Source organism: Parasphingopyxis marina (genome assembly GCF_014237875.1).
GTDB classification, from domain to species: domain Bacteria; phylum Pseudomonadota; class Alphaproteobacteria; order Sphingomonadales; family Sphingomonadaceae; genus Parasphingopyxis; species Parasphingopyxis marina.
On record NZ_JACJVJ010000001.1, the window covers coordinates 605,058 to 630,962 of the forward strand.

General features: G+C 62.0%; 25 protein-coding genes, 1 tRNA gene and 1 pseudogene. 14 read left to right on the forward strand and 13 right to left on the reverse strand.

The window, feature by feature from the left end:
* Positions 1 to 58: 58 nt before the first annotated feature.
* The 3 genes from H6P80_RS03085 to H6P80_RS03095 all read right to left on the reverse strand — a co-directional run bounded on the left by H6P80_RS03085 (position 59) and on the right by H6P80_RS03095 (position 4,559).
* A complete protein-coding gene (locus H6P80_RS03085; RefSeq protein ID WP_185799870.1) occupies positions 59 to 2,002 on the reverse strand; it encodes a beta-propeller domain-containing protein in 1,944 nt (647 codons plus the stop codon).
* 153 nt (positions 2,003 to 2,155) lie between these two features.
* The gene (locus H6P80_RS03090; protein ID WP_185799871.1) at positions 2,156 to 3,832 is read right to left on the reverse strand and encodes a M28 family metallopeptidase; all 1,677 of its coding nucleotides are present in this window, start codon (positions 3,830 to 3,832) and stop codon (positions 2,156 to 2,158) included.
* An 88-nt stretch (positions 3,833 to 3,920) separates the two neighbouring features.
* Positions 3,921 to 4,559: a TetR/AcrR family transcriptional regulator gene (locus H6P80_RS03095; RefSeq protein WP_185799872.1), complete on the reverse strand. Its 639-nt coding sequence runs from the start codon at positions 4,557 to 4,559 to the stop codon at positions 3,921 to 3,923.
* A 172-nt stretch (positions 4,560 to 4,731) separates the two neighbouring features.
* On the opposite strand from H6P80_RS03095, the gene H6P80_RS03100 reads away from it, so the two are divergent.
* Positions 4,732 to 6,258, forward strand: a complete 1,527-nt coding sequence (locus tag H6P80_RS03100) for a DUF389 domain-containing protein (RefSeq protein WP_185799873.1) — start codon at positions 4,732 to 4,734, stop codon at positions 6,256 to 6,258.
* 3 nt (positions 6,259 to 6,261) lie between these two features.
* Here H6P80_RS03100 and ygfZ read toward each other — a convergent pair whose 3' ends face one another.
* Positions 6,262 to 6,987: a CAF17-like 4Fe-4S cluster assembly/insertion protein YgfZ gene (gene ygfZ / locus H6P80_RS03105; RefSeq protein ID WP_185799874.1), complete on the reverse strand. Its 726-nt coding sequence runs from the start codon at positions 6,985 to 6,987 to the stop codon at positions 6,262 to 6,264.
* Between the two features lie 40 nt (positions 6,988 to 7,027).
* On the opposite strand from ygfZ, the gene pyrC reads away from it, so the two are divergent.
* Positions 7,028 to 8,059 carry a dihydroorotase gene (gene pyrC, locus H6P80_RS03110; protein WP_185799875.1) on the forward strand — a complete coding sequence of 344 codons (1,032 nt, stop codon included), beginning with the start codon at positions 7,028 to 7,030 and terminating at the stop codon, positions 8,057 to 8,059.
* Positions 8,060 to 8,068: 9 nt separating this feature from the next.
* On the opposite strand, the gene rarD is transcribed toward pyrC, so the two are convergent.
* Together rarD and H6P80_RS03120 are read right to left on the reverse strand one after the other, a co-directional pair.
* Positions 8,069 to 8,974 (reverse strand): EamA family transporter RarD, encoded by a 906-nt coding sequence (rarD, locus tag H6P80_RS03115; protein ID WP_185799876.1) that lies wholly within the window; start codon positions 8,972 to 8,974, stop codon positions 8,069 to 8,071.
* An 86-nt stretch (positions 8,975 to 9,060) separates the two neighbouring features.
* Positions 9,061 to 9,924, reverse strand: a complete 864-nt coding sequence (locus tag H6P80_RS03120; RefSeq protein ID WP_185799877.1) for a DUF1134 domain-containing protein — start codon at positions 9,922 to 9,924, stop codon at positions 9,061 to 9,063.
* 210 nt (positions 9,925 to 10,134) lie between these two features.
* Between H6P80_RS03120 and H6P80_RS03125 the strand changes: the two genes are divergently transcribed.
* A tRNA-Ser gene (locus H6P80_RS03125) sits at positions 10,135 to 10,227 on the forward strand.
* Between the two features lie 402 nt (positions 10,228 to 10,629).
* Here the strand turns inward: H6P80_RS03125 and H6P80_RS03130 are convergent.
* Together H6P80_RS03130 and H6P80_RS03135 are read right to left on the reverse strand one after the other, a co-directional pair.
* On the reverse strand, positions 10,630 to 12,204 hold the full coding sequence (locus tag H6P80_RS03130) for a recombinase family protein (protein WP_185799878.1): 1,575 nt from the start codon (positions 12,202 to 12,204) through the stop codon (positions 10,630 to 10,632).
* On the reverse strand, positions 12,201 to 12,620 hold the full coding sequence (locus H6P80_RS03135; RefSeq protein ID WP_185799879.1) for a DUF2924 domain-containing protein: 420 nt from the start codon (positions 12,618 to 12,620) through the stop codon (positions 12,201 to 12,203). The genes H6P80_RS03130 and H6P80_RS03135 overlap by 4 nt, the downstream gene beginning before the upstream one ends.
* 214 nt (positions 12,621 to 12,834) lie before the next feature.
* On the opposite strand from H6P80_RS03135, the gene H6P80_RS03140 reads away from it, so the two are divergent.
* The 4 genes from H6P80_RS03140 to H6P80_RS03155 all read left to right on the forward strand — a co-directional run bounded on the left by H6P80_RS03140 (position 12,835) and on the right by H6P80_RS03155 (position 16,343).
* Entirely contained in the window at positions 12,835 to 14,058 is a 1,224-nt protein-coding gene (locus H6P80_RS03140) for a site-specific DNA-methyltransferase (protein WP_328804920.1), read from the forward strand.
* On the forward strand, positions 14,055 to 14,600 hold the full coding sequence (locus H6P80_RS03145) for a DUF5681 domain-containing protein (RefSeq protein ID WP_185799881.1): 546 nt from the start codon (positions 14,055 to 14,057) through the stop codon (positions 14,598 to 14,600). Before H6P80_RS03140 ends, H6P80_RS03145 begins: the two co-directional genes overlap by 4 nt.
* Complete coding sequence (locus tag H6P80_RS03150; RefSeq protein WP_185799882.1) at positions 14,597 to 15,163, forward strand: DUF5681 domain-containing protein; 567 nt, start codon at positions 14,597 to 14,599, stop codon at positions 15,161 to 15,163. The genes H6P80_RS03145 and H6P80_RS03150 overlap by 4 nt, the downstream gene beginning before the upstream one ends.
* Positions 15,164 to 15,731: 568 nt before the next feature.
* Entirely contained in the window at positions 15,732 to 16,343 is a 612-nt protein-coding gene (locus H6P80_RS03155) for a flavodoxin family protein (protein ID WP_185800954.1), read from the forward strand.
* Positions 16,344 to 16,435: 92 nt separating this feature from the next.
* Here H6P80_RS03155 and H6P80_RS03160 read toward each other — a convergent pair whose 3' ends face one another.
* The 3 genes from H6P80_RS03160 to H6P80_RS03170 are packed head-to-tail and all read right to left on the reverse strand — an operon-like array spanning position 16,436 to position 18,030.
* Positions 16,436 to 16,933 carry a DUF305 domain-containing protein gene (locus H6P80_RS03160; RefSeq protein WP_185799883.1) on the reverse strand — a complete coding sequence of 166 codons (498 nt, stop codon included), beginning with the start codon at positions 16,931 to 16,933 and terminating at the stop codon, positions 16,436 to 16,438.
* A gap of 42 nt (positions 16,934 to 16,975) precedes the next feature.
* Positions 16,976 to 17,833, reverse strand: a complete 858-nt coding sequence (locus H6P80_RS03165) for an SDR family oxidoreductase (RefSeq protein ID WP_185799884.1) — start codon at positions 17,831 to 17,833, stop codon at positions 16,976 to 16,978.
* A gap of 14 nt (positions 17,834 to 17,847) precedes the next feature.
* Positions 17,848 to 18,030: a DUF3008 family protein gene (locus tag H6P80_RS03170; RefSeq protein ID WP_185799885.1), complete on the reverse strand. Its 183-nt coding sequence runs from the start codon at positions 18,028 to 18,030 to the stop codon at positions 17,848 to 17,850.
* Positions 18,031 to 18,200: 170 nt separating this feature from the next.
* On the opposite strand from H6P80_RS03170, the gene ku reads away from it, so the two are divergent.
* The 7 genes and pseudogenes from ku to H6P80_RS03205 all read left to right on the forward strand — a co-directional run.
* Positions 18,201 to 19,031: a non-homologous end joining protein Ku gene (gene ku, locus H6P80_RS03175; RefSeq protein ID WP_185799886.1), complete on the forward strand. Its 831-nt coding sequence runs from the start codon at positions 18,201 to 18,203 to the stop codon at positions 19,029 to 19,031.
* A 5-nt stretch (positions 19,032 to 19,036) separates the two neighbouring features.
* Complete coding sequence (ligD, locus tag H6P80_RS03180) at positions 19,037 to 21,538, forward strand: DNA ligase D (protein ID WP_185799887.1); 2,502 nt, start codon at positions 19,037 to 19,039, stop codon at positions 21,536 to 21,538.
* 135 nt (positions 21,539 to 21,673) lie between these two features.
* Entirely contained in the window at positions 21,674 to 21,829 is a 156-nt protein-coding gene (locus H6P80_RS03185; RefSeq protein ID WP_185799888.1) for a hypothetical protein, read from the forward strand.
* 133 nt (positions 21,830 to 21,962) lie between these two features.
* On the forward strand, positions 21,963 to 22,559 hold the full coding sequence (locus H6P80_RS03190; protein ID WP_185799889.1) for a CinA family protein: 597 nt from the start codon (positions 21,963 to 21,965) through the stop codon (positions 22,557 to 22,559).
* A gap of 12 nt (positions 22,560 to 22,571) precedes the next feature.
* Positions 22,572 to 23,096 (forward strand): hypothetical protein, encoded by a 525-nt coding sequence (locus tag H6P80_RS03195; RefSeq protein ID WP_185799890.1) that lies wholly within the window; start codon positions 22,572 to 22,574, stop codon positions 23,094 to 23,096.
* A complete protein-coding gene (locus tag H6P80_RS03200; protein WP_185799891.1) occupies positions 23,096 to 23,578 on the forward strand; it encodes a DUF421 domain-containing protein in 483 nt (160 codons plus the stop codon). The genes H6P80_RS03195 and H6P80_RS03200 overlap by 1 nt, the downstream gene beginning before the upstream one ends.
* Positions 23,579 to 23,672: 94 nt before the next feature.
* A pseudogene (locus H6P80_RS03205) lies at positions 23,673 to 24,002 on the forward strand (integrase); the annotation flags it as partial.
* Between the two features lie 453 nt (positions 24,003 to 24,455).
* Here H6P80_RS03205 and H6P80_RS03210 read toward each other — a convergent pair.
* Positions 24,456 to 24,779 (reverse strand): hypothetical protein, encoded by a 324-nt coding sequence (locus H6P80_RS03210; RefSeq protein ID WP_185799892.1) that lies wholly within the window; start codon positions 24,777 to 24,779, stop codon positions 24,456 to 24,458.
* Between the two features lie 287 nt (positions 24,780 to 25,066).
* Positions 25,067 to 25,597: a hypothetical protein gene (locus H6P80_RS03215; protein ID WP_185799893.1), complete on the reverse strand. Its 531-nt coding sequence runs from the start codon at positions 25,595 to 25,597 to the stop codon at positions 25,067 to 25,069.
* Positions 25,598 to 25,905 lie beyond the last annotated feature (308 nt).

Sequence of the window (25,905 nt, forward strand, 5' to 3'; positions counted from 1 at the left end):
AGCGCGAAAAAAAGGGCGGGGCAGCCAATGCGGCGCCCCGCCCTTTTGCGTCTGCGCGCTATTCCGCTTCGGCGGCGGGCGGCGGCGGGGCGAAATCGAGCCGGCCGATTTCGGTCATCGCGCCGTCCTCGATCCGCCCCTCGACCATTTCGTAGCCGAGCAGCGCAAAGGCGCGGCCGCGCAGGAAGATCGGCCGGGCATTGCCATACCAGTCGGTGCAGGATGCGACGCAATTGTCGGGTCGGTCGCTTTCTGCCTGGGAAGCGAGTTCGCCGGCCGCGCCCAGCGCCCCGTCCTCGCGCCGGAGGAACAGCATCGCCGCCGCGCGGCCGAAGGCGCGGCCATATTCGTCGGTCCCTGCGCGCGCGATCGGCAGGCCGAGCGTCCCCGAAGCGCCGCCCGGCGAACCGGGATCGGGCCGGAAGAAATAGGCATGGCTGCGCGCCTCGCCCTGCGCGGCGGCAGGCATCGCGAAAACGTCGCCGAGCGCGGGTAGCCCGCCCCCGAGGCCGATCGTCGTGAAGCCGAGATCGCCCTCGCGTCCGCTACCGACGATCAGCGCGTCGGCGCCGATCGCCTCGATCCGTTCGACATTATAGTCGATGTGGAACTCGCCGATCGCGCCGCCGTCGAGCGGCACGACCCGCACCGTACCGTGATCGTCTGGATTGTAGCCGGTCACATGGCCGTGGCCGTAGACCAGGGCGTTGCCGACAAAGCGGTTCTCGATGGAATCCGAATTGACCTCGAGATGGCGGTAATAGCGCTGGCGCGCTTCCTCGCTGCCATTGCCGAAAGCGTCGAGCGGCAGCTGGAGCAGCGAGACCGTGTTGGCCGGTGCCTCGGGCAGCCACATCGCGCGGCTGCCGGAACCGGCGCGGACGAGTATGTCGAGCCGCCCGGCCTCGCGGTCCTCGTGGAAGGAGAACTGGTCGAGCGGAACGCCGCGCGCACCGATCGCCGAGGGCCGGCTCGCGTCGAGCGGCAGGCGGTAGATGTGCGAGAAGCTGCGCGGCTCGTCGCTATAGTCGTTGCCCGTTACCCAGAGATAGACGGCATCGCGCGTCACATAGAATTCGCGCGAGCGGCCGCCGATGACGCCGATCGCCGAACAGTCGAACGCGTCGTCGGTGAGGTCGCAGCTCGTGACGCTGTGCATCGCCGAAACATCGGACCAGCTTGCCGCGCCGCGCCGAACGGCGGCGGTCGCATATACCTGGCGCGGCCCGACCAGCGGTACGAAGGCGGCCGAGTCGTCCTCCGTGCCGCGCCATGCCTTGATGGCGGGGAAGGCGTCGCTCAGCGTCTCGGCCCCGTAAAGCCGGATCGGGGCGTAGAAGACGAGCCGGTTGCCGATCAGGCGCGAGGCATAGTTGCTGCTCGAATAATAATCGGACGAGCGCAACTGGTGCGCGTCCTCGAAGGTCAGATGGCCGTCGTCGGAGAGGCGGAAGCGGTTCACCTCGGTGCCGCCGCGCCGATAGCTGTAGCCGATGACGATGACGCGATTGTCCGCGATCAGCATCTCGTCATACCAGGATCCGCGGCCATCGGCGCCGGGCGGGAAGGCGTCGATCCGGTCGATCGCGCGCATTCCGCCGTCGGCGATCGATATCGTGAACAGCCGGCCGCGGCGCAATATGACGAGGATGTCGCCGCGAACCTTGACGATGCCGCCCTCGTCGACGCCGGCTTCCTGGTTGTTGGTGATCGATTCATCCGCGACCGCGGGCGGCGAAACATTGCCGGGCGAAGAGGAGGAAGGCGGCGCAGGGGGCGGGGGCGGCGGTGGAGGCGGCGGGGGCGTAAAGCGCTGGACGCGGTCGAAAAAGGCCTGCAATTCCCGTTCCGAACGGAATGCCTCAAGCCCGCGGTCCGCCGATGCGCCTTCGCGCTGATACGCATGGGCGGCCGGTGTCCATGCAAGGCCGGCCATCGCCGCAAGCAGCACCATGGAGAGCCGGCTGAGCAGGCGCAAATGCCTGCGCGATAATATGAGCATTTCGTACCCCTCCAGACCCGGGAGCGTTATGGGTCGGTTCGGTCGCCGGCGTCAACGCATTGTCGTCAGGCGAGAAAACCGCCTTGGGGCGTATCTGGAGGACCGGGGCGGGCGGCCGATATCCCTTGGCAGAGCGCGGTTGCGCCGCACTGCTCAATCGCGCGCCGCGGCGCTTTCTTCACGGATCTCGCGAAATTCGGAAGCCGCTTTCCAGCCCGGCCAGCGTTCCGAATTCGCAAGGTCGCGGGCGATATCGAAGACGAGATCGATATCCTGCACCGCGCCGTCGAGATTCCAGGCCTCGCTCCAGCGGTCGCAGGGCTGGTGGTAGCAGTGCGCCGTGAAATCCCGCACCCAGGCTTCGCCGGCCTCGCGCCCGCCCTCGACGAGATCGGCGCCCCCGCCCAGACCCATGATCAGGAGCGTGGGCACGCCGCGCTTGGCGAAGGAGAAATGGTCGGCGCGGTAGAAAAGGCCGCGCTCGGGCGAACTGTCGGGCGTCACCGTACGGCCCTGCGCGGCTGCGGCGTCCGCGAGATCGTCCTCCAGCGTATTCTGGCCCTCGCCGATCAGGATGACGTCGCGGGCAAGCCCGGCGGTCTGCAGCACATCGACGGTAAGATTGGCGACGGTCGTTTCGTGCGGGAAAAGCGGGTTCAGCGCATAATATTCCGAACCCAGCAGCCCCCGCTCCTCGGCCGTCCAGACAGCGAAGACGAGGCTGCGGGCGGGGGGCGGGCCGGCGCGGAAGGCGCGGGCGATCTCGAACAGCGCAGCGATGCCGATCGCATCGTCGTTCGCGCCGCGGCGGATAGTGTCGCCGGTTTCGTCGGGCGCGCCGATGCCATAGGCGTCCCAATGCGCGCCCAGCATGACCGTTTCTTCCGGTCGCTGGCTCCCCGGCAGGCGGGCCAGCACGTTGCGGCTGCCGACGGTTTCATGCTCGACGGGGAAAGCGGCGGAGAAGGTCATGCCGCCCAGCGGAATAGCCGTGAACTCACGGGTACGTGCGCGGGCGCGTTCCGCCCGATAGTCGAGACCTGCCCGGGCGAAGAGATCGGCCGCCGCATCGCCGCTGATCCAGCCGCGAAGCTGAAGGCTCGACAGGTTTTCGGGCGCGCGGACGATATCGTAGGCGCCGGCGCCCGGCGCTGTCACCGTGCCCCAGCCATAGCCGGCGCCCGGCGTATCGTGGATGACGAGCGCGCCGACGGCGCCGCGGCGTGCCGCTTCTTCGAACTTGTAGGACCAGCGGCCATAATAGGTCATCGCCTGGCCGCCGAAGAGGCCGGCGACGTCCTCGCCCTCGCCCGCCTCGAAATCGGGATCGTTGACGATGAAGACCGCCACCTTGCCGGTGAGGTCGGCCGTACCGAAATCGTCCCAGTCGCGTTCGGGCGCGGTCACGCCGTAACCGACGAACACCATCTCGGCATTGTCGATGGCGACGCGGTCTGCCGGCTGGAGGGTCGAGAGATAGATATCCTCGTTAAACGTCCAGGGCACGATCTCGCCATGGTCGGTGATGGCGAGCGTCTCGGGTTCGCCCAGCTGGGTGTGGAGCAGGTCGACGCGCTGGATCCACCCGCCGCTTTCTCCCGCCGGCTCCAGCCCCAATGCCTCGAAGCGGCCGATGAGATAGCCGATGGTGACGTCCTCGCCGCGCGTGCCCGGTGCCCGCCCTTCGAACGTGTCGGAGGCGAGCGTCCGCACCGTTTCCTCGATCTGACCGGCATTTATCGGCGTATCGGGATCTCCCTGCGCGGCGGCGGCCGTCGCTGCGAAGAGCAGCGGAAGGGCAAGCAGGGTGGCAAGTCTGTGGAAACGCATCGAAAATCCTCCGGGGGCGGCGCACCCTTGTGCACCATCACCCGGCGGAAGGGCAACCGGCGCGCCCGGCCCGCGCGCCCGCCGCAGGTCAGGACGCGATGCGCAGCGGCTCCATTTCCTTGGGCGCGACGGCGTCGGCTTCCCCGAATCCCTCGAAGATCGCGTCGATCACATAGCGCAGATTTTCAGGCGTCGCGCCGCGATAGCGCACCATGAGCACGGGATCGCAGAAGGGCGCGAGCATCAGGTTCACGAGCGTCATCAACCGGTCGACTTTCATGCCCTTGAATTCTCCCGCGCCGATCGCCTCGGCGAGGATCATCGCCATATAATGGTCGGCAAGATCGACATAGCTCATCACGACGTCGCGATGTTCGTCGCCGAGGATCATGCAGCTGTTGAAATAGTCGGGATCTTCCTCGAAGCGCGCCTTTTTGACGATCAGCCGACGCGCGAAGAACTGGTACAGTTTCTCACGCGGTTCGAGATCGCTGGCGACAACCTCCTCCATTATCTCGTTCAGTTCGCGAAACCAGCGTTCGGCGAACGCTTCCCATAATGCCTCCTTGGAGGGGAAGAAGCGGTAGACGTTCGACTGGCTCATCCCGCAGGCATTGGCGATGTCGGTGATCGTGATCTGCACCGGACCGCGCTCGCGGACGAGCTCTTCGGCGGCGGCGAGCAATTTCTCGGCCGCGGCTTCATGATCGGTTTGCGGGCGGGCCATAACTCTTCTCCTCGGCTTCATCGATTCGATACGGGCGTATTAATTCTCTGACACGGTTTTATAATAATCAATAATAGTTATCAATTATTATTTCGAGAGTGGATTTCGTGCCCCGGCATTCGGGAATTGCCCGGGCCCTTCCGCCCTCCTATGCGGGGAAGGAGAGCGATGCATGGCTGAAACCGAACCCTCGAAACCCGTGATGGCCGATCCGCTGAGCGGGTCCTACCGGCTGCTGCGGCGCTGGTGGCGCAAGCTGTGCAACGAGATCGACCAGCCCGCTGTGATCGCGAAGGTGCGCGCCGAATCCGGCTGGACGCCCCGCTATGCCTTTATGACCGCAATGTCCGCGGGGATCGCGATATTGGGCCTGCTGCTGTCTTCGCCGGCCGTGATCATCGGCGCGATGCTGCTTTCCCCGCTCATGGGCCCGATCATGGGCGCGGGCTTCGCGCTTGCCATCGGCGATATCGCCTGGCTGCGCGAATCGGCCAAGGCGCTGGCGCTCGGCGTTGCCATCGCCGTGCTGTTTTGCGCGTTGATCGTCATGATCTCCCCGATCCAGACGATCACCGCGGAGATCGCCGCGCGCACCCGCCCCAATCTCTTCGATCTCGCCGTTGCGCTGTTCTCGGCCCTGGCCGGCGCCTATGCGATGGTTCGCGGGCGCGAAGGGACGATCGTCGGCGTCGCCATCGCGACCGCGTTGATGCCGCCGCTGGCGGTGGTCGGCTTCGGCCTCGCCATTGCCAACTGGACGGTGTTCGGCGGCGCGCTCGTCCTGTTCTTCACCAACCTGATGACGATTGCGCTGACGGCGGCGGTGATGGCGCGGCTCTACGGATTCCGCACGCATCTTTCCTCGAAACAGTCGCTGGCGCAGTCGATCATCATCGCGGTGATCTTTGTGGGGTTGGCCATCCCGCTCGGCTTCTCGCTGCGCCAGATTGCCTGGGAAGCCAATACCACCAGCCAGGCCCAGGGCCTGGTGCGGGACCAGTTCGCCGATGCGCGGGTTTCCCAACTGGATCTCGATTTCGATTCCGATCCGATCCAGGTCACTGCGTCGGTGCTGACGCCGGAGATCGTCGACGATGCCGAGGCGCAGGTGGCGCGGTCGCTCGAACGCCAGCTGGGCCGGCCCTTCGCCGTCACGATCCGCCAATATAGGGTCGGTACCGCCAGCGACGCCGCCGAAACGGCGCAGATCGCCGTCGCCAGGATGCAGGAACAGGCCGAGGCCGCGGAACGCGAAGTGACCGAGGTTCGCCAGAGCTTCGCGCTGCTTGCCGGCGTCACGCCGGGCGATGTGACCGTCGATCGCAGTCTGCGCCGCGCCGTCGTCCGGGCCCGACCGCTGCCGGGTGCCGGGCTCGAAACCTATCGCGCGCTGGAGGCTCGGCTCGGCGCGCAACGCTCCGAATGGATGCTGGAACTCGTGCCGCCGGCAACGCGCCTGCCGGCAATCGCAATGGAGGAAGGGGCGCCGAGCGAAGCCGGAAGCGAACGGCTCCAGCTCGCCATCTGGGCGGCCAAACGGGTCGGCGCGCCGCTGGGCGTTGCAGGAAGCGACGGCGATGCGGAGGCGGTTATCGCGCTGCTGCACGAGGCAGGTATTGCCGCGACGCGCCGGGCGGGGGGCGCGGGATCCGGTACCGTCGCGCTCACCTGGCTCGCGCCCGATAGCGATACCCAATAGGCTTCAGGCGGTCGCGGCGGCCAGCCAGTCGGGAAGCGCGATACCCGACAAATCCTCGACCCGGCGATGCTCGACCGACAGGCCCATGTCCGGATAGGCGATGCGCTGGCGCTTTTCGTCGGCCTGATCGAGGGGCACGACGACGAGGCGGCGGTTCACCTTGTTGCGATAGTGCATCCGCGCGGTGTTTTCCTGGCCGACATAGCAGCCCTTTTTGAAGTCGACGCCGTTTAGCTCCCCGGCATTGCATTCGAGCCAGAGCGTCTTGTCGCTGCCGAGTTCGGCGATGCCCTCGGTGACGCCAAACGCCAGGCGGTGCACGCGCCACGCGGCGGAAGCATCGCCGGCGGTCTCGGCGGGAGCGAGCCAGCGATGGCCGAGCGCGGCAAGCCGCGGATCGGTCGGTCGATCGCTCTCGTCGGGCGACCAGTGGACGGCGAGCGCATCCTCGCGTTCGATCGCGATCGGGCGGCGCAGGCGGTAGACGGAGAGACGCTTGGAGAGATCCTCGGCGGCTGCGGCCTCGCAATCGACGAGGATGTCCTCGCCGTCAGCCCAGAGCAGGAAATCGAACAGCGCCTTGCCCTGCGCCGTCAGCAGGCCGGCCCATTGCGGCGCGCCGGGCACGACCTTGGCCACGTCCTGCGAGACCAGGCCCTGGAGGAAGCCGGACACGTCTTCGCCGGAAATCCGGATCAGGGCGCGGTCGGAAAGATGCGTATCTGCCATGGGCTTCAATTAGGGATCGGGCCGTGCCAAAGGAAGTCGCGTGAGCGATATTCTGAAAATCCGCCGCCCCGACGACTGGCATCTTCACCTCCGCGATGGCGCGATGCTGGAGGCGGTTGTCGGCTATACGGCGCGCCAGTTCGCCCGCGCCATCGTGATGCCCAATCTCGCCGATCCGGTAACCACCGTCTCGGCGGCGATCGCCTATCGGGACCGGATCCTGCTGGCGCTTCCCGAAGGCCGGGATTTCATGCCGCTGATGACGGCCTATCTGACCGACACGATCGACCCCGAGGAGCTGGCGCGCGGCCATGCGCGCGGCGTGTTCACGGCGGCGAAGCTCTATCCGGCGAACGCGACGACCAACTCGGACAAGGGCGTGACCGATATCGCGCATATCCATGGCGCGCTGGAACGGATGCAGGCGATCGGCATGCCGCTTCTGATCCATGGCGAAGTGACCGACGATACCGACATTTTCGATCGCGAAGCGGTGTTCATCGAACGGACGCTGGAGCCGCTGGTACGCGATTTTCCGGCGCTGAAGATCGTGCTCGAACATATAACCACGGCCGAGGCCGCGCAGTTTATCGCCGGGGCCGGGCCCAATCTCGCCGCGACGATCACCCCGCATCATATCCATATCAACCGCAATGCGATCTTCGAACGCGGCATCCGCCCGCACGCCTATTGCCTGCCCGTCGCCAAGCGGGAGCATCACCGGCTGGCGGTGCGCAAGGCGGCGGTGTCGGGCTCGCCCAAATTCTTCCTCGGTACCGATAGCGCGCCGCATGCCCGCGAAACGAAGGAGGCATCCTGCGGTTGCGCGGGCATCTTCAACGCGCCGTTCGCGCTCGAAAGCTATGTCGCGGCGTTCGACGAGGACGGGGCGCTGGACAGGTTCGAGGCGTTCGCATCGGAACACGGCCCGCGCTTTTACGGCCTGCCGCTCAACGAGGCGACGCTGACCCTGCGGCGCGAACCGGTCGACGTGCCGGAACGATTATCGGCTGCCGGCGCCGATATCGTGCCCTTCCATGCCGGCGAAACGCTCGGCTGGCGGCTGGACTAGAGGGCCCGATCAGGCAGCAACGTCCCGAGGCACCGGCCGCGTCGGCCTTGCGCTGTCGAGGCTATAAAGGATCAGCCCCGCCCAGATGAACCCGAAGCAGATCAGCTGCGCCGCGCTCAGCGCTTCGCCATAGATGAAGACGCCGATCACGAATTGCAGGCTGGGGCCGACATATTGGAGCAGGCCGAGCGTTACGAGGCGCAGGCGCCGGGCGGCGAAGCCGAACATCATCAGCGGCACCGCCGTCACCACCGCGCCGAAGACGAGCAGGAAGGTGGACAATCCGTCCGCGCCGAAATTGCCCGTGCCCTGGCTGCCGACCCAGAAGATCCAGCCGAGCGAAGGCAGCAGCAGGATCAGCGTTTCGACCGTGAGCCCCTCGATCGAGCCGACCGGGGTCATCTTCCTGATCAAGCCGTAAAAGCCGAAGGAAACCGCAACCGTCAGGCTGATCCACAATGTCGTCGCCGCGTCATAGGCAAGTACCGCGACGCCCAGCGCGGCGAACGCGACGGCGAGCCCCTGCCAACGGGAAAGCCGTTCCTTGAGGATCGCCATGCCGAGGGTGACGCTGACCAGCGGATTGAGAAAATAGCCGAGGCTCGCGGCGAGGATATGCTCGGTCGTGACTGCGTAGATGAAGGTCAGCCAGTTGATCGCGATAAAAGCCGAGGAGGCGGCGAGAGCGCCCAATATCCGGGGATTGCGAAAAATGCCCAAAAAGGAACCGACCTGGCGGCGGAAGGCGATGACGACCACCAGCAGCAGCGGCGTCCAGACGATCCGATGGGCGACGATTTCCATCGGTCCGATATGCGCCATCTGCTTGAAATAGAGCGGGATAACGCCCCAGATCAGATAGGCGCCGAGCCCCGCGACGAGGCCGAGACGCAGCTGGCGTTCCTGGTCTTCCATGGCGCTGCGCTAAGCCGAACCGGCTCGCCGCGCCACCCGGAAATTATTGTCGAAGCCGAAGCTGGGCTTGCTGGCTTGCAGGCCGGCTAGAAGGGCAGCCAGCGGCGGTTGCGGCTGAAATTCATATAGCCGACATTGGCGCCGAGCCTGAGGCCCGCGCCGAGACGGATCGGGATCAGAACCTTGTCGCCCGAGCGCAGATAGCTCGCCGTCAGGCCGCCGACGAAATAGGCATCGCCCTCCACCGCGGGGAAGCGGCGGAACAGCTCTTCGGTATCGTAGAGATTGTAAACGAGCACGAAGGTCGAGGCGCCGTTCGCGCCGACGTCGAAGCCCACCGAGGGGCCGGTCCAATAGACCGGCTGCTGGCCTTCGACCGCGTGGAACAGCGTACCCGATCCATAGCGCAGTCCGAAGATAAAGGCGCCGCCCGCCTCGCGGCCGACGATATAGCCATTGGGTTCGCCCTGATCGGCGAGGATGTTCTCGATCATCCGCGCCAGCCCTTCGGCGCCGTCCCCGAACAGGCCGCCGGCCGCTGCCATCAGGTCGTCCTGCTGATAGGTGGCCTGGCCCGCCTGCTGCGCGGTCGGGTTTGCGCCCTCGATATTGCCCGGGGTATCGCCCTGGGCGGTCGCCGTGCCGTCGTCATAACCCGTTTCATAGCCGGGGGTATCGGGCACATAGCCCGGATCGGCGTAGATTTCGGGATCGGTGGTCACGGTGGTGTCGGGCTCGGTCGCATATGCGGGATCGAAGCCGGCATCATAGCCGCGATCGGCGCCGGGCGCGTAATCGCCGGTGTCGGTCGTCATGCCCCCGCTGCCATAATCGCTTTCCTGCATCGCGGCGTCGGGGTCGACGGTGTCGATCTGCGCCGATGCGGGCGACAGCGCGGCGCCGGCCAGGCCGATTGCGGCGGCAAGGGATATCAGTTGCTTTTTAAACATGGCGCAGTCCCCCCGGGAAAGCTGAGGAAACGGGAAACTACGCCCGCGCCGCACGCGCGCGCAATCGAACAGGGGACGAGCCGAGTCGATAGCGCGCCGAAGCGAGTCGCAACCGCCCTGTCCGGGCCCCGGGCAGGCCCGTATGCGCCCCTTCAAAGGAATGTTGATCGCGTAACCCGGCCCCGCTATACGCGCCCTTCGGCTGAGCCAGGACACGTGGGTGAGTGGCTGAAACCACCGGTTTGCTAAACCGGCATACGGAGATTATCCGTATCGAGGGTTCGAATCCCTCCGTGTCCGCCAGCCAGTCGACCAACTGGTCTCTGATTTACAGGGACGGTCGCAAGCCGCCGACCTTGCGGCGATATTTCAGCCCAATCCGGTTCTCGCGCAGATTCTCCGGCGTCGTATTGGCGTAAACAGGAAGCAATTTGCGCGCCGGTCTCTGCGGCGATAGCCGGCAGTACGGTTTCCCTGTTCTGCGGGAATTAACAGGGAAAAACCTGCATTATGCAGGCGAAAACAGGCTTTTCGGCATCAGATCGGCCAACCTTGCCCCGATTTCCCGCGCGATTACAGATGCTTGCCGCCGTAAAATCCGCAATTCCCTGCCAGGGCCAATAACAGGTAATTTTCGGCACATAACAGGGAGTTTTTCGCCTGTAACAGGGGGAATTGCGCCGATAACAGGTGGCGTGGTCCGGCCTATCCGAACGCGGCGAACATCGCTCGCTGCTCGTCCCATCGAACCGGTATCTCGCCCTGCATCAACCGTTCAAGCTGAAGGCCCGGCGGTTGGCGTCCGTCGAGGATCGCGCGCTGGAGATCGGGCGCGAGAAAGGCAAGGCGGAGGAGGCGGCGCAGGTAGAGCGAGTCCGGTGCCGCGTCCAGCAGCGGCATGCCGCGACCGTTCCAGTCGACCAGCGCATGGGCGCGCCTGAGCGCCTTGATCAGTACCGGATCGCGGCGCGACTGTCTGGCGGTATCCCCGACGACCCAGGAACGTCCGCCGCGCACTTGCATGCGGCAGGGCAGGGTGATGCGCACGCTGCCACCATGGCGCTCGGCACTCTCTCCGGGCGCCAGGCGCTCGCGAACCGAACCGAGCTTTCCAGCCGGCAGATCAATCTCGATCGACCGCGCCAGAATCGTCGCCCGCCCGATGCAGCCGATCGGATCATCCTCGGCAGGGGCAAGCCGCCGCGCCACCTCGCGAAGCTTCGCCTCGATCGCCGGTGCCGAGACACGGCGGATCGTGTCACCGTCCCGGGGTGCCCGCTGCCCCTGCTGCAAGGGTGCCGAGACATAGTAACGATAGCGCCTGCCATTGGCGCCGCGTGCAAACGCCGGAGACATCGAATGTCCATCGGCATCGAACAGCCGCCCCTTGAGCGGTGCCGCGGAGCAGTCATCCTTGCGGGCGAGATGGGCATGCGCGTTGGTATCGAGCCGGCACTGCACGGCGTCGAACAGGTCTTCATCGACAATCGGTCCATGGTTGCCGGGATAGGCCTTGCCCTTGTGGGTGATCATGCCGCGGTAGAGCGGGTTGCGCAGCAGATGAAACAGCGCGCCGCGACCAAACGGATGTCCGCCGATGCGCTTGCCCTTTCTCGTGATCCGTTGCTTGGACCGGATGCCCCTCGCATCGAGCCGATCCTTGAGCGCATGGACGGAGCCGATCTCGAGATAGGCGCGAAAGATGATCCGTACCGTCTCGGCTTCGGCGGTGTTGACGACGAGGGTGCGGCTGTCGTCCTCGGGCGGGTCGTAGCCAAGCGGCACGGTGCCGCCCATCCACATGCCCTTCTTCTTCGAAGCCGCGATCTTGTCCCGAATGCGCTCGCCGGTGACCTCACGCTCGAACTGCGCGAACGACAGGAGGACATTGAGGGTGAGGCGTCCCATGCTGGTCGTGGTGTTGAATGCCTGGGTGATGCTGACGAAGCTGACAGCCTGGCGATCGAACAGCTCGACCATGCGCGCGAAATCGGGAAGCGAGCGGGTGAGGCGGTCGATCTTGTAGACGACGATGGTGTCGACCTTGCCCGCCTCGATATCGGCGAGCAGAGTCTTGAGTGCGGGTCGCTCCATCGACCCGCCGGAATAGCCGCCGTCGTCATAGCGGGCGGGCAGCAGCTTCCAGCCTTCATGCGCCTGACTCTTCACATAGGCTTCGCAGGCCTCGCGCTGGGCGTCGAGGCTGTTGAACTCCTGTTCGAGACCTTCCTCGCTGCTTTTGCGGGTGTAGATAGCGCAGCGGATCGTCTTGCGGCTCATGGTGCCTTCTCCCTGAGACCGAAAAAGCGCGGTCCGTTCCAGCGCGTACCTGCGATGGCGGTGGCGGCGGCCGAGAGGCTCGCATAGGTCTTGCCATCCCAACAGAACCCCTCTTCTTCGACGATGACCTCGACGACGGCCCCCTTCCATTCGCGCCTCAGCTTCGTGCCGATGCCGAGCGACCGTCCCTCGGCCTCGGGCGCCCCGGTGCGGCGGAGCAGCTTGCGGGTATGAGGATCGAGACCGCCTTCCGCGTCGGCCTGGATCCGCCAGGCGAGCATCAGCCGCAGGACCTTGAGCGATCGGAGTGGCGGAGGAGGGCCGAAACGCCTTTGCCATTCCTCGCGCAGCGCTTCGAGCGGCATCCGGTCGAGCCTGTCCAGCACCGGGCCGGCCACCTGGGTCTCGTCGATCATGCTGATCTCCTCAATATGGCGGAAAACTGCCGCCTCACCAAGGAAAGCCCGCATCGCGGGCGCCGGACTCTGGTTGCTCTGGTCGGGCAAAAAGTCCAGTGGAAAACCGGGCTTTGCGGGCACCTTATGTTCGTGCTATGTTGATGATATGGACTCAAGCGCCGGGGAGGCGATTCGTAAATCCTCGAACTCTCTCGAGGTCATATATCGGGCAGTGGATGCCCTGGTTCCTGACAAGAGGAACGCGCGCACCCATTCGAAGCGCCAGGTCGCGCAGATCGTCGCCTCGATCCGCGAGTTCGGGTTCACCAACCCGATTCTCATCGATCCCGACAATCTGATCATCGCCGGGCATGGCCGGCTGCTTGCGGCCAAAAAGATCGGCATGGACGAGGTGCCGGCAATCACGCTCGACGGGCTTAGCGATGCCCAGAAGCGGGCGCTGCGGATTGCCGATAACAAGATCGCGCTTAATGCCGGATGGGATGTCGATCTCCTGAAGGTCGAGCTTGCCGAGATCGCGGCGCTCGATGTCGACATGGATCTCGAGCTCACCGGGTTCTCAACCGGCGAACTCGACCTGATCCTCGGCGATGGGCCCGATCCCGATGACGAGATCATTCCTGCAGCTCCGGCCGAGCCGACGACGAGGCCGGGCGATATCTGGCAACTCGGCAACCATCGCATCGGTTGCGGTGACGGCCGCGACGTCGACTTTCTGCGCAGGGTGATAGGTGAGGACGCAGCGATCGACGCCGCGTTCCTCGATCCGCCCTATAATGTGAAGATCAACGGCCACGCCAATGCGAAGGGCCGGCACCGCGAGTTCGCCATGGCCTCGGGCGAGATGGACGAGAGCGAGTTCCGCACCTTTCTCGCCGAGACACTGGGCGCCTGCGCCAAGGTATCGCGCGACGGCGCGGTCCACTTCGTGTGCATGGACTGGCGGCACATGAACGATGTCCCGGCGGTTGCCGGCGACATCTATGGCGATCTTCTCAACCTGTGCGTCTGGAACAAGTCCAATGCGGGTATGGGGTCGCTCTACCGATCGAAGCACGAGATGGTGTTCGTCTACAAGGTCGGCACCGCATCGCACTTCAATGCGGTCGAGCTTGGGAAACACGGGCGCAACCGCACCAATGTCTGGGACTATGCTTCGGTGAACTCGCTCAGGGGATCGCGGCGCGAGGACCTGGTGCTCCACCCGACCGTGAAACCGACCGCGCTGGTTGCCGATGCCATTTGCGACGTGACCCGGCGCGGCGAGTTGGTGCTCGACATCTTCCTCGGCTCCGGCACGACGCTCATTGCCGCCGAGCGCACCGGGCGCCGGTTCCGCGGTATCGATATCGATGCTGCCTATGTCGATGTTGCGATCGAGCGCTGGAAGGCGATGACCGGCGGCGAGCCCGAGCTGGCCGGGCGCGCCGGATGAGCGAGGAGTCCAAGCGGGTCAACGGCCGGTTCGCCAAGGGCCATAGCGGCAATCCGAACGGGCGGCCGCAAAAGGCTGCCGAAAGAGCGTCCGCGTTCGACGTCATCGTCGACAAGACCCTGACCATCACGCAGGGCGGCAAACCGCGCGAGGTGACGGTCGACGAGGCGCTCCAGCACAGGACCTACCAGGACGCCATTGCCGGGGGCCGGATGGCGCGGCGCACGATCCTGAAAATGATCGCCAAGCGCGAGAAAGCCGCGGCGGCGAGCCGACCGAAGCGAAACAATCCGGTCGAGGTGCTGATCGAGGCGGTCGATCCGCGCAACGCCGACGAGGCGATGATAATCCTGGGGATCGTCGATCGTGACCCGCGCTGGGATGAGCCCGATGACGCGCATCTCCTGCTGGAGCCATGGGCAGTAAATGCCGCGCTTGCCCGACGCGCAGTGCGCGAACTGACCGATCGTCAGCGCGAGGATATCAGGCGCTGCACGCGCGACGCCAAAACGCTCAAATGGCCGGCGAGGCTTGAAGCATGAGCGATCGCGACGCGTCGGACGAATATGAGGTCGGCTACGGTAAGGCGCCGGTCGCGACACGGTTCAGGAAAGGGCAGAGCGGCAATCCCAACGGAAGGCCGCGTGGCTCGAAAAAGCAGCGGCCCTATGACGGCGTTCTGGGGCAGATGGTGACCGTGCGAGAGGATGGGCGAGAGAGAAAAGTGACGGCGGCCGAGGCGTTCCTGCTGCATATGACCAAGAAGGGCCTCGAAGGTGATGGGCCAGCCGCTCGCGAGGCCATGGCAGCGATCGAGGCAGCTAGGGCGTCACGCGTCGCGAGCGGCGACGAGAAAATGCGACTGGTATGGAGACCGGTGGCACCGGGGGCGGTCGACAGCGTGCTTGAACCGCTGAAGATGGCGGCCAAGCTTGATCGATATCGTGCGACAGCGCGGATGGCGCTCGAGCCCTGGTTGGTCGAGGCGGCACTTGCACGGCTTGGTGATCGTAAGCTCGATCGCCATGCGCAGGAGGTGGTGGTGAAGGCTACGCGGACGCCGCTAAAGGTAAAATGGCCGGAGTGGTGGGAAGTACTGCCATAAGGTCCGCTTTGCGCCCTCAATTCGGTCATTCGAAGGTGACACGACTTTCGTCCACAGCGGACTGGCCGCTTCCAGTTTTGATACCTACATTCCGCAGGCCCGAAACGGGCTGATCGCGATTTCCTATACGCAATCGCGCGATTGCATCTCAGCGTTTTCGTTGCACTATCAATCGCCTTTTCGACATCAAGTTCGGAACCCCTTCCCAATAAAGACGTCTCTTGTAGGCTGGATGTCCAGCACCTCAGGAGATGTACCATGCCCGACAAAAAGAAGCCTCAACGCGAGCGCGACGAGCAACAACAGCAGCAGGAAGCCGATGAACGTCGCGCCGAGCGCCAGCAAGCCGACAAGAAATCCGAGCAGCAGCGCTAGGGTCGAATTACGAGCGGGCCGGAGCGACAAGCTCCGGCCCGCTCGTTATAGGGCACCCTGCTTCGTAGCCGATCTCGGTTATTCGAGATGGTTTGCGGTCCCTTCAAAAGGGTCCGTTCCGTTAATTCTCAAAGCATTTCAATCGTGAGGGCCCTACGAAGCTTTGCAAGAATACCAATAGGAATGAATGATCATGACCGGCTTGAATGCCATCGCTCTCAATGCTTCGCTTAAAGAAAGTTCCGATGAAGACTCCTCGACAGATGCCATGATCGCATTGCTCAAGGAGAAATTCGATAAACACGACGTCGAAGTCACGGAGACGATCCGGCTGGCAGATTACAATCTCAAGCCGGGCGTTACATCCGACGAGGGAAAAGGCGATTCCTGGCCGAGTATCCGCGAAAAGATCCTCGATCACGATATACTCGTATTCGGAACGCCCATCTGGATGGGGCAGATGTCCAGTATTGCCAAGCGAGCATTGGAACGAATGGATGCTTTTCTCAGCGAAACCGATGATCAAGGGCGAATGCCCAGCTATTCGAAGGTCGCCGCTTTGGCGATCGTGGGCAACGAGGATGGGGCGCACAACGTATCGGCTAGCTTGTTCCAGGCATTGAACGACACCGGTTGGTCCATTCCAGCCGTGGCCGCTTGCTATTGGGTTGGTGAGGCAATGGGCTCAACCGATTTCAAGGAATTTACGGCGCCGCCCAAAAAGGTGGACGACACAGCCGCGATGGTGGCAGCGAACGCCGCCCATCTTGCGAGGCTTCTGTCGTCCGAGCCTTATCCTGGCTAAATCATGGGACACTCTTTCAACCAAATGCTGAATATAGGTGCAGCGAAGAGCCGCAGACGTGCATTTGTGCAGGAAGCACAGGGAAAATCCGGTTAGGATTCCGGGACGGGACGCGCCTGCGCCTCAGCTTCGGTCGTTGCCTCGCCGTTCGCGGCAATGTCGTCGATCAGCCATTTCATCTCGTCGATTTCGCGGCGCTGGGCGCGGATGATGCCGTCGGCGAGTTCGAGCACGCGGACATCCTTTATCTTAGCTCGCTCGCTGGTCAGGATCGCAATCGAGTGATGCGGGATCATCGCCTTCATATACGCCGCATCGTTGACCGTATCCTGGCTGCGCACGAGATAGAGCGAGCCCGCGAACAGCACGGCGGCGCCGGCGAAGATGGCGATGTTGACCCTGGTCCGCTTGTACATGCCCCACATGAAGGTGAGCATCACCACCGCCATCATCGCGCCCATGTAGAGCGCCATCCACATCCGCGTCTGGCTGAACAGGACGTGCTCGAGCGCGTAGGTGTTGAGGTACATCAGGCCGAACATGATCACGGTCGATGTCGCGATCATCGCGGCGAAGCGGGCGTAGGTCATATGATCTTCCCGGAGGTCGAGTTTTTTACTGGAAATGCCTGCTCATCCTCCCACTATGGATCCGCCATTGGGATGAAGCACCTGGCCCGACATGTAACTCGCATCCTCGCAGGCGAGGAACAGGAAGGCGGGGGCGACCTCATTGGGCTGGCCGGGACGCCCCATTGGCGTTCCTTTGCCGAAATCGGGAATTTTCTCCTCGGGCTGGCCGCCGGAAGGATTGAGCGGCGTCCAGATCGGTCCTGGTGCGACGGCGTTCACGCGGATGCCGTCGTCGATAAGGTTCTCAGACAATGATCGCGTGAAAGCCGTGATGGCGCCCTTGGTGGCACTATAGTCCAGCAGGATCGGCTGGCCCTCATACATGGTGATCGAGGTGCAATTGACGATCGCGGCGCCTTTTCTGAGGTGCGGACGCGCGGCCTGGGTCATGAAAAACATGCCGAAGATGTTGGTCTGGAAGGTGCGACGGAGCTGGCCCTCGCTGATATCCTCGATTTCTCTGTCCCAATGCTGTTCGCCGGCATTGTTGACGAGAATGTCCAGCTTGCCGAATGTCTCGATGACCTTGGCGACGGCCTGCTCGCAGAAACCCTTGTCGCCGATATCGCCGGCAATGGTAATTGCGGTACGGCCCTCGGCTTCGACGATCTTCCTGGTCTTCGCTGCGTCGTCATGCTCACACAAATACAGGATGGCGATATCGGCGCCTTCACGCGCGAACAGGGCGGCCGTAGCACGGCCGATACCGCTATCGGCTCCGGTGATCAGGGCGATCTTGCCATCAAGCCGGCCAGAGCCCGGATAGCGCGGTTCCCATTCAGGTTTGGGCTCGAGTTCGCTTTCATGGCCCGGAAGCTCGTCTTCATGGACCATTTCGACGTTATCGGTATCGGCCATCGTTGAATCTCCATTCAGTCTTTGTGTTCGGGTTTTCCCTTTCGTTTTCCCTTTGCGAAATCTTCGAGTTCGTCTTCGCTCATCGAATCGTACATTTCTTTCGATGCACCCTTGAGTTCGCTTTTGGGCATGTCACCGCGCTTGGCGGACAGTGCAGCACCGGCAGCCTTTTGCTGGGCTTTGGATTGGGCAGGCATGGCTTTCTCCTCTCAGGAACCAACACCGGTCGGGACTACCTGTTCCAAATGACGTCCCGATCGGAGCGTTTTGACGACGAACCGTGCCCTTGCTTCGGCAATTCACCGTCTGTGCCAGCGGGAACCAAAGGCCCCTGACGCTGGTTCTTTCGAGTGAAAGGAACGCCCCGATGCCGCACGCATACTGGAAAGGCCAGATACGTCTCGCGCTCGTTTCGATTCCCGTCGAAATCTACACGGCGACCAAATCGGGCGCGAAAATTTCCTTCCGCCAGATTCACGAGCCCTCGGGCAAGCCGATCAAGTATGAAAAGGTCGCCCCCGGCGTCGGCCCCGTCGATACCGACGAGATCATGAAGGGCTATGAGTTCGAAAAAGGCAATTACGTCCTGCTCGAACAGGACGAGATCGACGCGGTGAAGCTCGAGAGCAAGAAGACGCTCGAGCTGACCCAGTTCGTCGACGCGCACGAGATCAGCCCGCTCTATTACGAGAAACCCTATTATGTCGTGCCGCAGGACGAGCTCGCCGAGGAGGCGTTCGTCGTGCTGCGCGAGGCGCTGCGCAAGACGAAAAAGGTCGGGCTCGGCCAGCTCGCGCTGCGCGGCCGGGAATATGTCGTCAGCCTCAAACCCTGTGGTAACGGGCTGCTGCTCGAAACCCTGCGCTATGCCGACGAAGTGCGCGAGGGCGAGAGCTTCTTCGACGATATCGGCGAGGAGAAGCCCGACAAGGAACTGCTCGATCTCGCGGAGACGCTGATCGAGAAGAAGACCGCGCCCTTCGATGCCGGCGAGTTCGAGGACCGCTATGTCGACGCGCTGAAGCGGCTGATCGCCAAGAAGCGCAAGGCCAAGGGTAAGACGATCCTCGAAGACGTCGAGGACGTCGAGATCGGCGAGGGCGGCAACGTCATCGACCTGATGGCCGCGCTCAAGAAATCGGTCGGCGGCAAAGCTAAGACCTCCTCTTCGTCCAGCCGCAAGCGGAAGAGCGCCTGAGAGAGATGGCCGCCGATCTCCTCGCCGAATATAACCGCAAGCGCGATTTCGCGAAGACCGCCGAGCCTGCGGGGAAGATCGGAAAAGGCGAGGGCGATCTCTTCATCGTCCAGAAGCACGATGCGACGCGGCTCCATTACGATTTCCGGCTCGAGGTCGACGGAGTCATGAAGAGCTGGGCAGTCACCAAGGGCCCGAGCCTCGATCCCGACGACAAGCGCCTCGCCGTGCGGACCGAGGATCATCCGATGTCCTATGCCGAGTTCGAGGGGACGATCCCCAAGGGCGAATATGGCGGCGGCACGGTAATGCTCTGGGACAAGGGCAGATGGGCGCCGGTCGAAGGGAAGAGCGCCAAGGATATCGACAAGGGCCATCTCCATTTCGTCCTCGACGGCGAGCGAATGAAGGGCGAGTGGCTGCTCGTCCGGATGCGCAAGAAGCCGGGCGAGAAGCGCGAGAACTGGCTGCTGCGCAAGCTCGACGACCGCTATGCGGGGGCCAGCGACGAACTGACCGGGCGCGAGGTGACGAGCGTCAAGACCGGTCGCTCGATGGCCGAGATCGCCGCCGACAAGGCCGGTAAGACCTCGCTCGAAGGCAAGAAGGGCAAGGCCTTCGACAAGGCGATGGCCGAGGCCGAGAGCGCGGCGGCAAAGGCTAAAAAGCGGACGAGGAAAAAATCGCCCCGGCGCACGGTGAAGCTTCCCGAATTCCGCAAGCCCCAGCTCGCGACGCTCGTCGATGCCGTGCCGGCCGGCAACAACTGGCTCCACGAGATCAAATATGACGGCTATCGCGCGCTGGTCGCGGCGGCCGGCGGCAAGGCGAAGATCTATACGCGTTCGGGGCTCGACTGGACCGCCAAGTTCCCCGACGTCGCCGAGGCCTTCGCCGCGTTCGACCTTCCCGGCGCACTGATCGATGGCGAGATCGTCGCGCTCGACGCCAAGGGTAATCCCGATTTCTCGACCTTGCAGAAGCGGCTTAAGGAGGGCGGCGACGGCTTCGTGCTTTTCGCATTCGACCTGCTCGAACTCGACGGCGAAAGCGTCGCCGACCGGCCGCTGATCGAGCGCAAAGAGCGGCTCGCGGCGCTGATCGGCGAGGAAGAGGGTGCCGTCCGCTTCAGCGATCACATCATCGGCGCCGGCGAGAAACTCTACAAGACCATGTGCGACGCCGGGCAGGAGGGCATCATCGCCAAACAGGCCGACGCGCCCTATCGCGGCCGCCGCACGACGGGCTGGGTCAAGGTCAAATGCACGCGCCGCCAGGAATTCGTGATTGTCGGCTGGAGTGAATCCTCGGCCAAGGGCCGCCCTTTCTCCTCGCTTCTGCTGGGGCAGAATATCGAAGGCGAATTATGCTATCGCGGCAAGGTCGGGACGGGCTTCGATCGCGACATGCTCGAGGATATGGCCGCCAGACTAGGGCGGATCGAACGCAAGACACCACCCGTCGAGGTGCCGAAGGCCGAGGCGCGCGGCGCGCACTGGGTGACGCCGAAGCTCGTCGCCGAGGTCGCGTTCGCCGAACTGACCGCCGACGACCGCGTCCGCCATGCGAGCTTTATCGGCTTGCGCAGCGACAAGGAGGCCGAAGAGGTGACACCCGAAAAAGCGAAACCCGTGCCCGAGCGCAAACCTGCGAGCGGCGTGAAAATCACCCATCCCGATCGCGTGATCTTCCCCGACGCCAAGGCGACCAAGGGCGATCTCGCTGCCTATTACGAAACCGTCGGCGCGCCGATGCTCGAATGGCTGGCCGACCGGCCCGTGAGCCTCGTCCGTTGCCCGCAGGGCCGCGCCAAGAAATGCTTCTTCCAGAAGCACGATTCGGGAAGCTTCGGCGAACATGTCCACCATGTGCCGATCGAGGAGAAGACCGGCGACGTCGAAGACTATCTCTACGTCTCGGACGTTTCGGGCATCCTCGCCTGCGTCCAGATGGGGACGATCGAATTTCACGGCTGGGGCTCGCGTATCGACGCGCTCGAAAAGCCCGACCGGCTGGTCTTCGATCTCGATCCCGACGAGGGGCTCGATTTCGGCGACGTGAAAAAGGCCGCGCTCGACATCCGCAAGACGCTCGAGGAGATCGGGCTCGTCAGCTTTGCGATGCTCTCGGGCGGCAAGGGCGTCCATGTCGTCGTGCCGATCAGACCCGAAGCGGAGTGGGGGACGGTCAAGGATTTTACCAGCCGCTTCGCCCGCGCTCTCGCCGCGCAGCAGCCCGACCGCTTCACCGCGACGATGTCGAAGGAGAAGCGCAAGGGGAAGATCTTTATCGACTGGCTGAGGAACCAGCGCGGCTCGACCTCGGTCATGCCCTATTCGGCACGCGCCCGCGAAGGCGCGCCGGTGGCGGCGCCGCTGACCTGGGAGGAGCTGGCCGAGGTGAAGAACGCCAGAACCTTCTCGATTTCAGATGGGGAACTACTGCAGAAGCGTTCTGTTCAAATGACAGGTTGGGGCTGGCACTCGCAAGTTCTTGCTAGCGTCTGAAGTTGAAGTTTCCCCGCTTGATAGCCGTGAAAGCCAGTCTGTGTTACACGGTGGCTATCAGCGCCGACTCATGTCGCGGGCATGGCGCTGGCCGACAGACTAGGGGGCTGCCGCTTGTTAGCAGGAGGCTCTCTGATGAGTTCGACTAAACCTTTGGATTCCGATTACGCCTATAGGCGTTGGAAGAAAGAAGTCGCACAGGCTCAGCAGGCCGGCGACAGGCGTGCGAAGGCTGCGCATAATGAATTAGCGGAGCGATACGCCGAAAAGATAGACAAAGAGAAGACCTGAGCGCGGTTCTCTGCGGCCAGAGCCGTTCCGCCAAGCCGTCTCCCATCGAATATACCAGAGTCCGCGACTCTGATCGCAACCAATTGAGGTTGCCCGCGTTGTTGGCGGAGACCGATGAATAAGGCTCTCGACGATGTCCGTTGAATCTCAAACCAAGCGGCCAGGATGGCGCAAACCGTCGAATGCCGCTACAAAAGTTGCCAGTCCAGATGGGAGCCTGGGCAACGGAAGTCTTTCCATTGCACTGCCTGATGAACTCGAAAATACCATTAGGGAATGTCTCGCGCAGATAAGCCATCGCAATTTGTCTGTTGCTGTTGCGGAGAGTTGCACGGGAGGGCTGTTGGCGTCGTTTCTTACGGATATCGAAGGAATGAGTCATGTCTTCGACCGGGGCTTCGTGGTTTATACCGACGATGCCAAGCGCGAGATGCTGAATGTGCCCGGATCCTTGCTTCAGGACTGCGGCGCCGTTTCAAAACCCATAGCAATTGCGATGGCTGAGGGCGTATTGGAAAAGTCACACGCCGATATAGCTCTCGCCATTACCGGCTTTGCCGGAGCGGCGGGCGAGGGCGCTGAAGAAGGTCTGGTGCATTGCGCCAGCGCTTTCCGGGGCGGGACAACACTACATCGCGAAGCGCATTTCGGCCCCGAGGGACGCGATTCCATCCGGCTCAGCTGCATAAGATCTGCCGTGGATCTGCTTCACAAGCACATGCTGGAATAGGTGCAATCACATATGCATCCGATTCCGCCCGACGGATTATCCTCCGAGACACACGGTACGATTGGCCGTTTCTCGCACCACGCCAACTGGCTTTCGCTCCTCCTCCTGGGAGCGCTCATCGGCATAGCCTTGAGCGGATGGTTAGGCGGCGGCTCCGACGAGATCTATTCCGCAAATACCCGCATAGCACATTTGAGAATCTCCGCTCCTGCGATCATTCGGAATGGGGAATTTCTCGAAACGACCGTTTCCATCCACGCGCGCGAGCGCATTGCCGAGCCGGCAATTCGTCTCGATCCGTCGCTATGGCGTGATATTACGATAAACACCGTATTCCCCGAGCCGGCCGAACAGGAATATGCAAGCGATCAGGTGGTCTTCAGCTATGGTTCCCTCGAGCCGGGCGACGAACTTTCGATCAAGCTCGACGGCCAGATCAATCCCTCCCTCTTCGCCGGTACAAATGGCGCGATCGCGCTCTACGATGGCGAGCGCGAAATCGCGACAATCCCACTTTCGATACGGGTGCTTCCCTGATGGATATCGTTATTCGCGCCACGATAATGTTCATTGTCCTCTATGCCTTATTGCGGCTGCTGGGAAAGCGCGAGCTGTCGCAACTCACTCCATTTGAACTCGTCGTGATCGTGGTCATGGGGGACCTTGTCCAGCAAGGTGTGACGCACAACGATTTCAGCCTCACCGGGTCCGCACTGGCAATTTTCACCTTTGCGTTCTGGGCAGTGCTGTTGAGTTGGATAATATTCCTGTTTCCGCGCGCTCGGAAAATTCTTGAAGGCGAACCTCGCATCATTGTCCAGGACGGCTGTCTCCTGGAAGACAGTCTCAAGCGCGACAGATTGACCCGGGCGGAGGTTGAATCGGAAATGCGTCTCGCCGGCATCGCTTCGATAGACAAGGTCGCCTGGGCAGTTCTTGAGCCGCAGGGAAAGATCAGCTTTATCGAGCAGGACGCTGTCTCGCCTTCCAGGCAGGAGGACGAGAGTCAGTTTTCGTAGAAGTTAAATCGGAAGCGGGTTATCAGTTTTCGGCCCAAATAACATTGACCCCTTCGTTCTTTCCTATGGCCAATCCCGGCCACGGAGAATGAACATGGGCTACTCACGATATGATCCTGTGATGCAGGGGCGCACAGCTTGGAATGCTGGCAAGACTGTCGGGACAAAGCGAACGCTGACCCAGAAACAGATTTGGGCAATCCGCTTCTTCCTCGATCGAGAGGGGCGCATGCGAGATCGGGCACTTTTCGATCTCGCAATCGACAGCAAGTTACGCGGCTGCGATCTGGTCAAGATCAAGATCGGCGACATCGTTGCTGGCGAGGACATTCGAAATCGCTCCACCGTCATTCAGCAGAAGACCGGCAGGCCCGTGCAGTTCGAATTGACGGCGGACGTACGTGCGAGTCTTTTGTCTTGGTTGGTCAAAATTATATAGTCGTCGGCAAGCCCGTCGGATGCCAGCTTCTTGGCCTTGGGCAGCTCTGCCTTCAATTTAGATAGGGTCAGATTAGCCCCGGGCTTGCTCATAAATTTGCATTGTATGGTCGACTTCTGAACCGCATTGCCGGGGCGGCCCCAACGTCCGATGAAGGCAGTGTCGCGTCCTCCATCATTCGAGCCGAGGAAGGTCTGAAGCGGTCTCTTAAGGACTTCGGAGGCGATCGCTGCTGCCACGTCTTGGAACGCTTTCCAGCCAAGCTGACTTAAGTCGTAACTCACTTCTTCAGCTGCCTCCGTTCATGCGCCTCATGTCACGGTAGCTGGCAATCCGCTCCTCGGCGATACTGGACTTCGCAATTGCCTGAAACACGCCAAGTTTGGCTTCTTTCGAGACCATGTCTTTTGTAGTGAGAAGCTTAAGAGATCTTGGCTCTTAGATTGATTTAGAAATCCAGTCTTTTGCTTCGTCGCAAGGATTCGCCACGATGTGGACCCGAAAGCGGAACGACCGCAAGCGGCCCAATCTCAGTCGTCGGCCTTTGCGCACGAGCTTCCGAATGACCGACTGCCAACCACGAATGTGAGGTATCCGATGCACGGCTGGGTCACGCCGTCTGATCAACTCCGCGCGGCTGATCTGCGTGAGCTCCTCCCAGTCCTGCTCGAAGAGGTACAGCGCATTGCCATATTCGAGGTTCTCGAGCGCCACGAGCCTGTCGCCAAACCGCGCACCAAAATAGCGAGCGAACTTGCCCATCCCCAGGATAAATCCGTCATGACCGAGCCGCCCGCACAGCTCGCTCGGCTACCAGCCGCCGGCACCGGAAACCATCTTGCCTCGCCCTGCTGGCCTGCCCTACGCTACGCTCCGGGCCGCCCAGCAGGGCGACCTCAACCGCCGGAACTCTAACTTAGCCGGTGGACCACCCTGATGGGGCAAGTCAAATTTGTCCACGCCGCCTAGTAAACTGTCACCGTAATTCCATCATTTCGGTATTCGTGAAATGATCGCAGCCGTGTCAAAATACCAACTAATGACTTGCATTATGGTGTCGACGAACAGGCATCTGTCATGGGCTCGATAGCCTCTGCAGCGCCTCTCAGCGAAAATTCGATAGTTCTATTTTCCCCATCTGCATACATGAAACTAACACTCACTGTGTCATATTCTTGAGCAAGATCCATCATATCGCTGATATCACTGAATCGGTTTTGTAGGATGCTGGAATTTCTTGCAGGAATCCAATCGCCATCACGAATTAACTGACCATCGAAATTAAGGCGTACCGATACACGACTATTTTCGGTATGTATAAGCAAAGGCCTGTCATCTCCTCGCAAAAACATCGCTACAAAAAGTCCCCTATTATTACATAAGAAACCAAAAGCTTGGTTATTTTCATCATTAAATATAGCCGCAGAAGCGGATACAGCATCTACTTCGTTGCGCTGATAACGTGAATACTCCCAACGATTTGTTCCATTAGAAAAGGCATATTCATTCAGAAAAATGCCAAAAAATATTAACAACTTTATAGTAAAAATTGCTATCTTATTGAATTGCAGTATGGACATCTATTGCTTATCCAAAAAACATTGTTTTGAGAGACTTTTATTTTGCCGGTACTAAGCCAGACTGGACGTCTGCAATTTGGACATTTTTCAAAACTGATAAGTATAAATGGGCCTATTGTAGTAATTATTTTAATATAAGCAAAAAATCCGTAAGAAGGAAAAAATAATACTGACGTCAATGTAATTGATAAATATATCCATAAACGAATCTGTCTTATCCACCGCCTTTTCGAATATGTTAGCATCCGTTTTCTACAATCATTCCGGTTGTTGTTGTTACCTCGCCTACGCTGACGTTCCCAGTAGGA

Bases quoted from the DNA above. Each gene is read 5' to 3' on its own strand.
- H6P80_RS03085 (WP_185799870.1), bottom strand. From the start codon at position 2,002: ATGCTCATATTATCGCGCAGGCATTTGCGCCTGCTCAGCCGGCTCTCC.
- H6P80_RS03090 (WP_185799871.1), bottom strand. From the start codon at position 3,832: ATGCGTTTCCACAGACTTGCCACCCTGCTTGCCCTTCCGCTGCTCTTC.
- H6P80_RS03095 (WP_185799872.1), bottom strand. From the start codon at position 4,559: ATGGCCCGCCCGCAAACCGATCATGAAGCCGCGGCCGAGAAATTGCTC.
- H6P80_RS03100 (WP_185799873.1), top strand. From the start codon at position 4,732: ATGGCTGAAACCGAACCCTCGAAACCCGTGATGGCCGATCCGCTGAGC.
- ygfZ (WP_185799874.1), bottom strand. From the start codon at position 6,987: ATGGCAGATACGCATCTTTCCGACCGCGCCCTGATCCGGATTTCCGGC.
- rarD (WP_185799876.1), bottom strand. From the start codon at position 8,974: ATGGAAGACCAGGAACGCCAGCTGCGTCTCGGCCTCGTCGCGGGGCTC.
- H6P80_RS03120 (WP_185799877.1), bottom strand. From the start codon at position 9,924: ATGTTTAAAAAGCAACTGATATCCCTTGCCGCCGCAATCGGCCTGGCC.
- H6P80_RS03130 (WP_185799878.1), bottom strand. From the start codon at position 12,204: ATGAGCCGCAAGACGATCCGCTGCGCTATCTACACCCGCAAAAGCAGC.
- H6P80_RS03135 (WP_185799879.1), bottom strand. From the start codon at position 12,620: ATGATCGACGAGACCCAGGTGGCCGGCCCGGTGCTGGACAGGCTCGAC.
- H6P80_RS03145 (WP_185799881.1), top strand. From the start codon at position 14,055: ATGAGCGAGGAGTCCAAGCGGGTCAACGGCCGGTTCGCCAAGGGCCAT.
- H6P80_RS03150 (WP_185799882.1), top strand. From the start codon at position 14,597: ATGAGCGATCGCGACGCGTCGGACGAATATGAGGTCGGCTACGGTAAG.
- H6P80_RS03155 (WP_185800954.1), top strand. From the start codon at position 15,732: ATGACCGGCTTGAATGCCATCGCTCTCAATGCTTCGCTTAAAGAAAGT.
- H6P80_RS03160 (WP_185799883.1), bottom strand. From the start codon at position 16,933: ATGACCTACGCCCGCTTCGCCGCGATGATCGCGACATCGACCGTGATC.
- H6P80_RS03165 (WP_185799884.1), bottom strand. From the start codon at position 17,833: ATGGCCGATACCGATAACGTCGAAATGGTCCATGAAGACGAGCTTCCG.
- H6P80_RS03170 (WP_185799885.1), bottom strand. From the start codon at position 18,030: ATGCCTGCCCAATCCAAAGCCCAGCAAAAGGCTGCCGGTGCTGCACTG.
- ku (WP_185799886.1), top strand. From the start codon at position 18,201: ATGCCGCACGCATACTGGAAAGGCCAGATACGTCTCGCGCTCGTTTCG.
- ligD (WP_185799887.1), top strand. From the start codon at position 19,037: ATGGCCGCCGATCTCCTCGCCGAATATAACCGCAAGCGCGATTTCGCG.
- H6P80_RS03185 (WP_185799888.1), top strand. From the start codon at position 21,674: ATGAGTTCGACTAAACCTTTGGATTCCGATTACGCCTATAGGCGTTGG.
- H6P80_RS03190 (WP_185799889.1), top strand. From the start codon at position 21,963: ATGTCCGTTGAATCTCAAACCAAGCGGCCAGGATGGCGCAAACCGTCG.
- H6P80_RS03195 (WP_185799890.1), top strand. From the start codon at position 22,572: ATGCATCCGATTCCGCCCGACGGATTATCCTCCGAGACACACGGTACG.
- H6P80_RS03200 (WP_185799891.1), top strand. From the start codon at position 23,096: ATGGATATCGTTATTCGCGCCACGATAATGTTCATTGTCCTCTATGCC.
- H6P80_RS03210 (WP_185799892.1), bottom strand. From the start codon at position 24,779: ATGGGCAAGTTCGCTCGCTATTTTGGTGCGCGGTTTGGCGACAGGCTC.
- H6P80_RS03215 (WP_185799893.1), bottom strand. From the start codon at position 25,597: ATGTCCATACTGCAATTCAATAAGATAGCAATTTTTACTATAAAGTTG.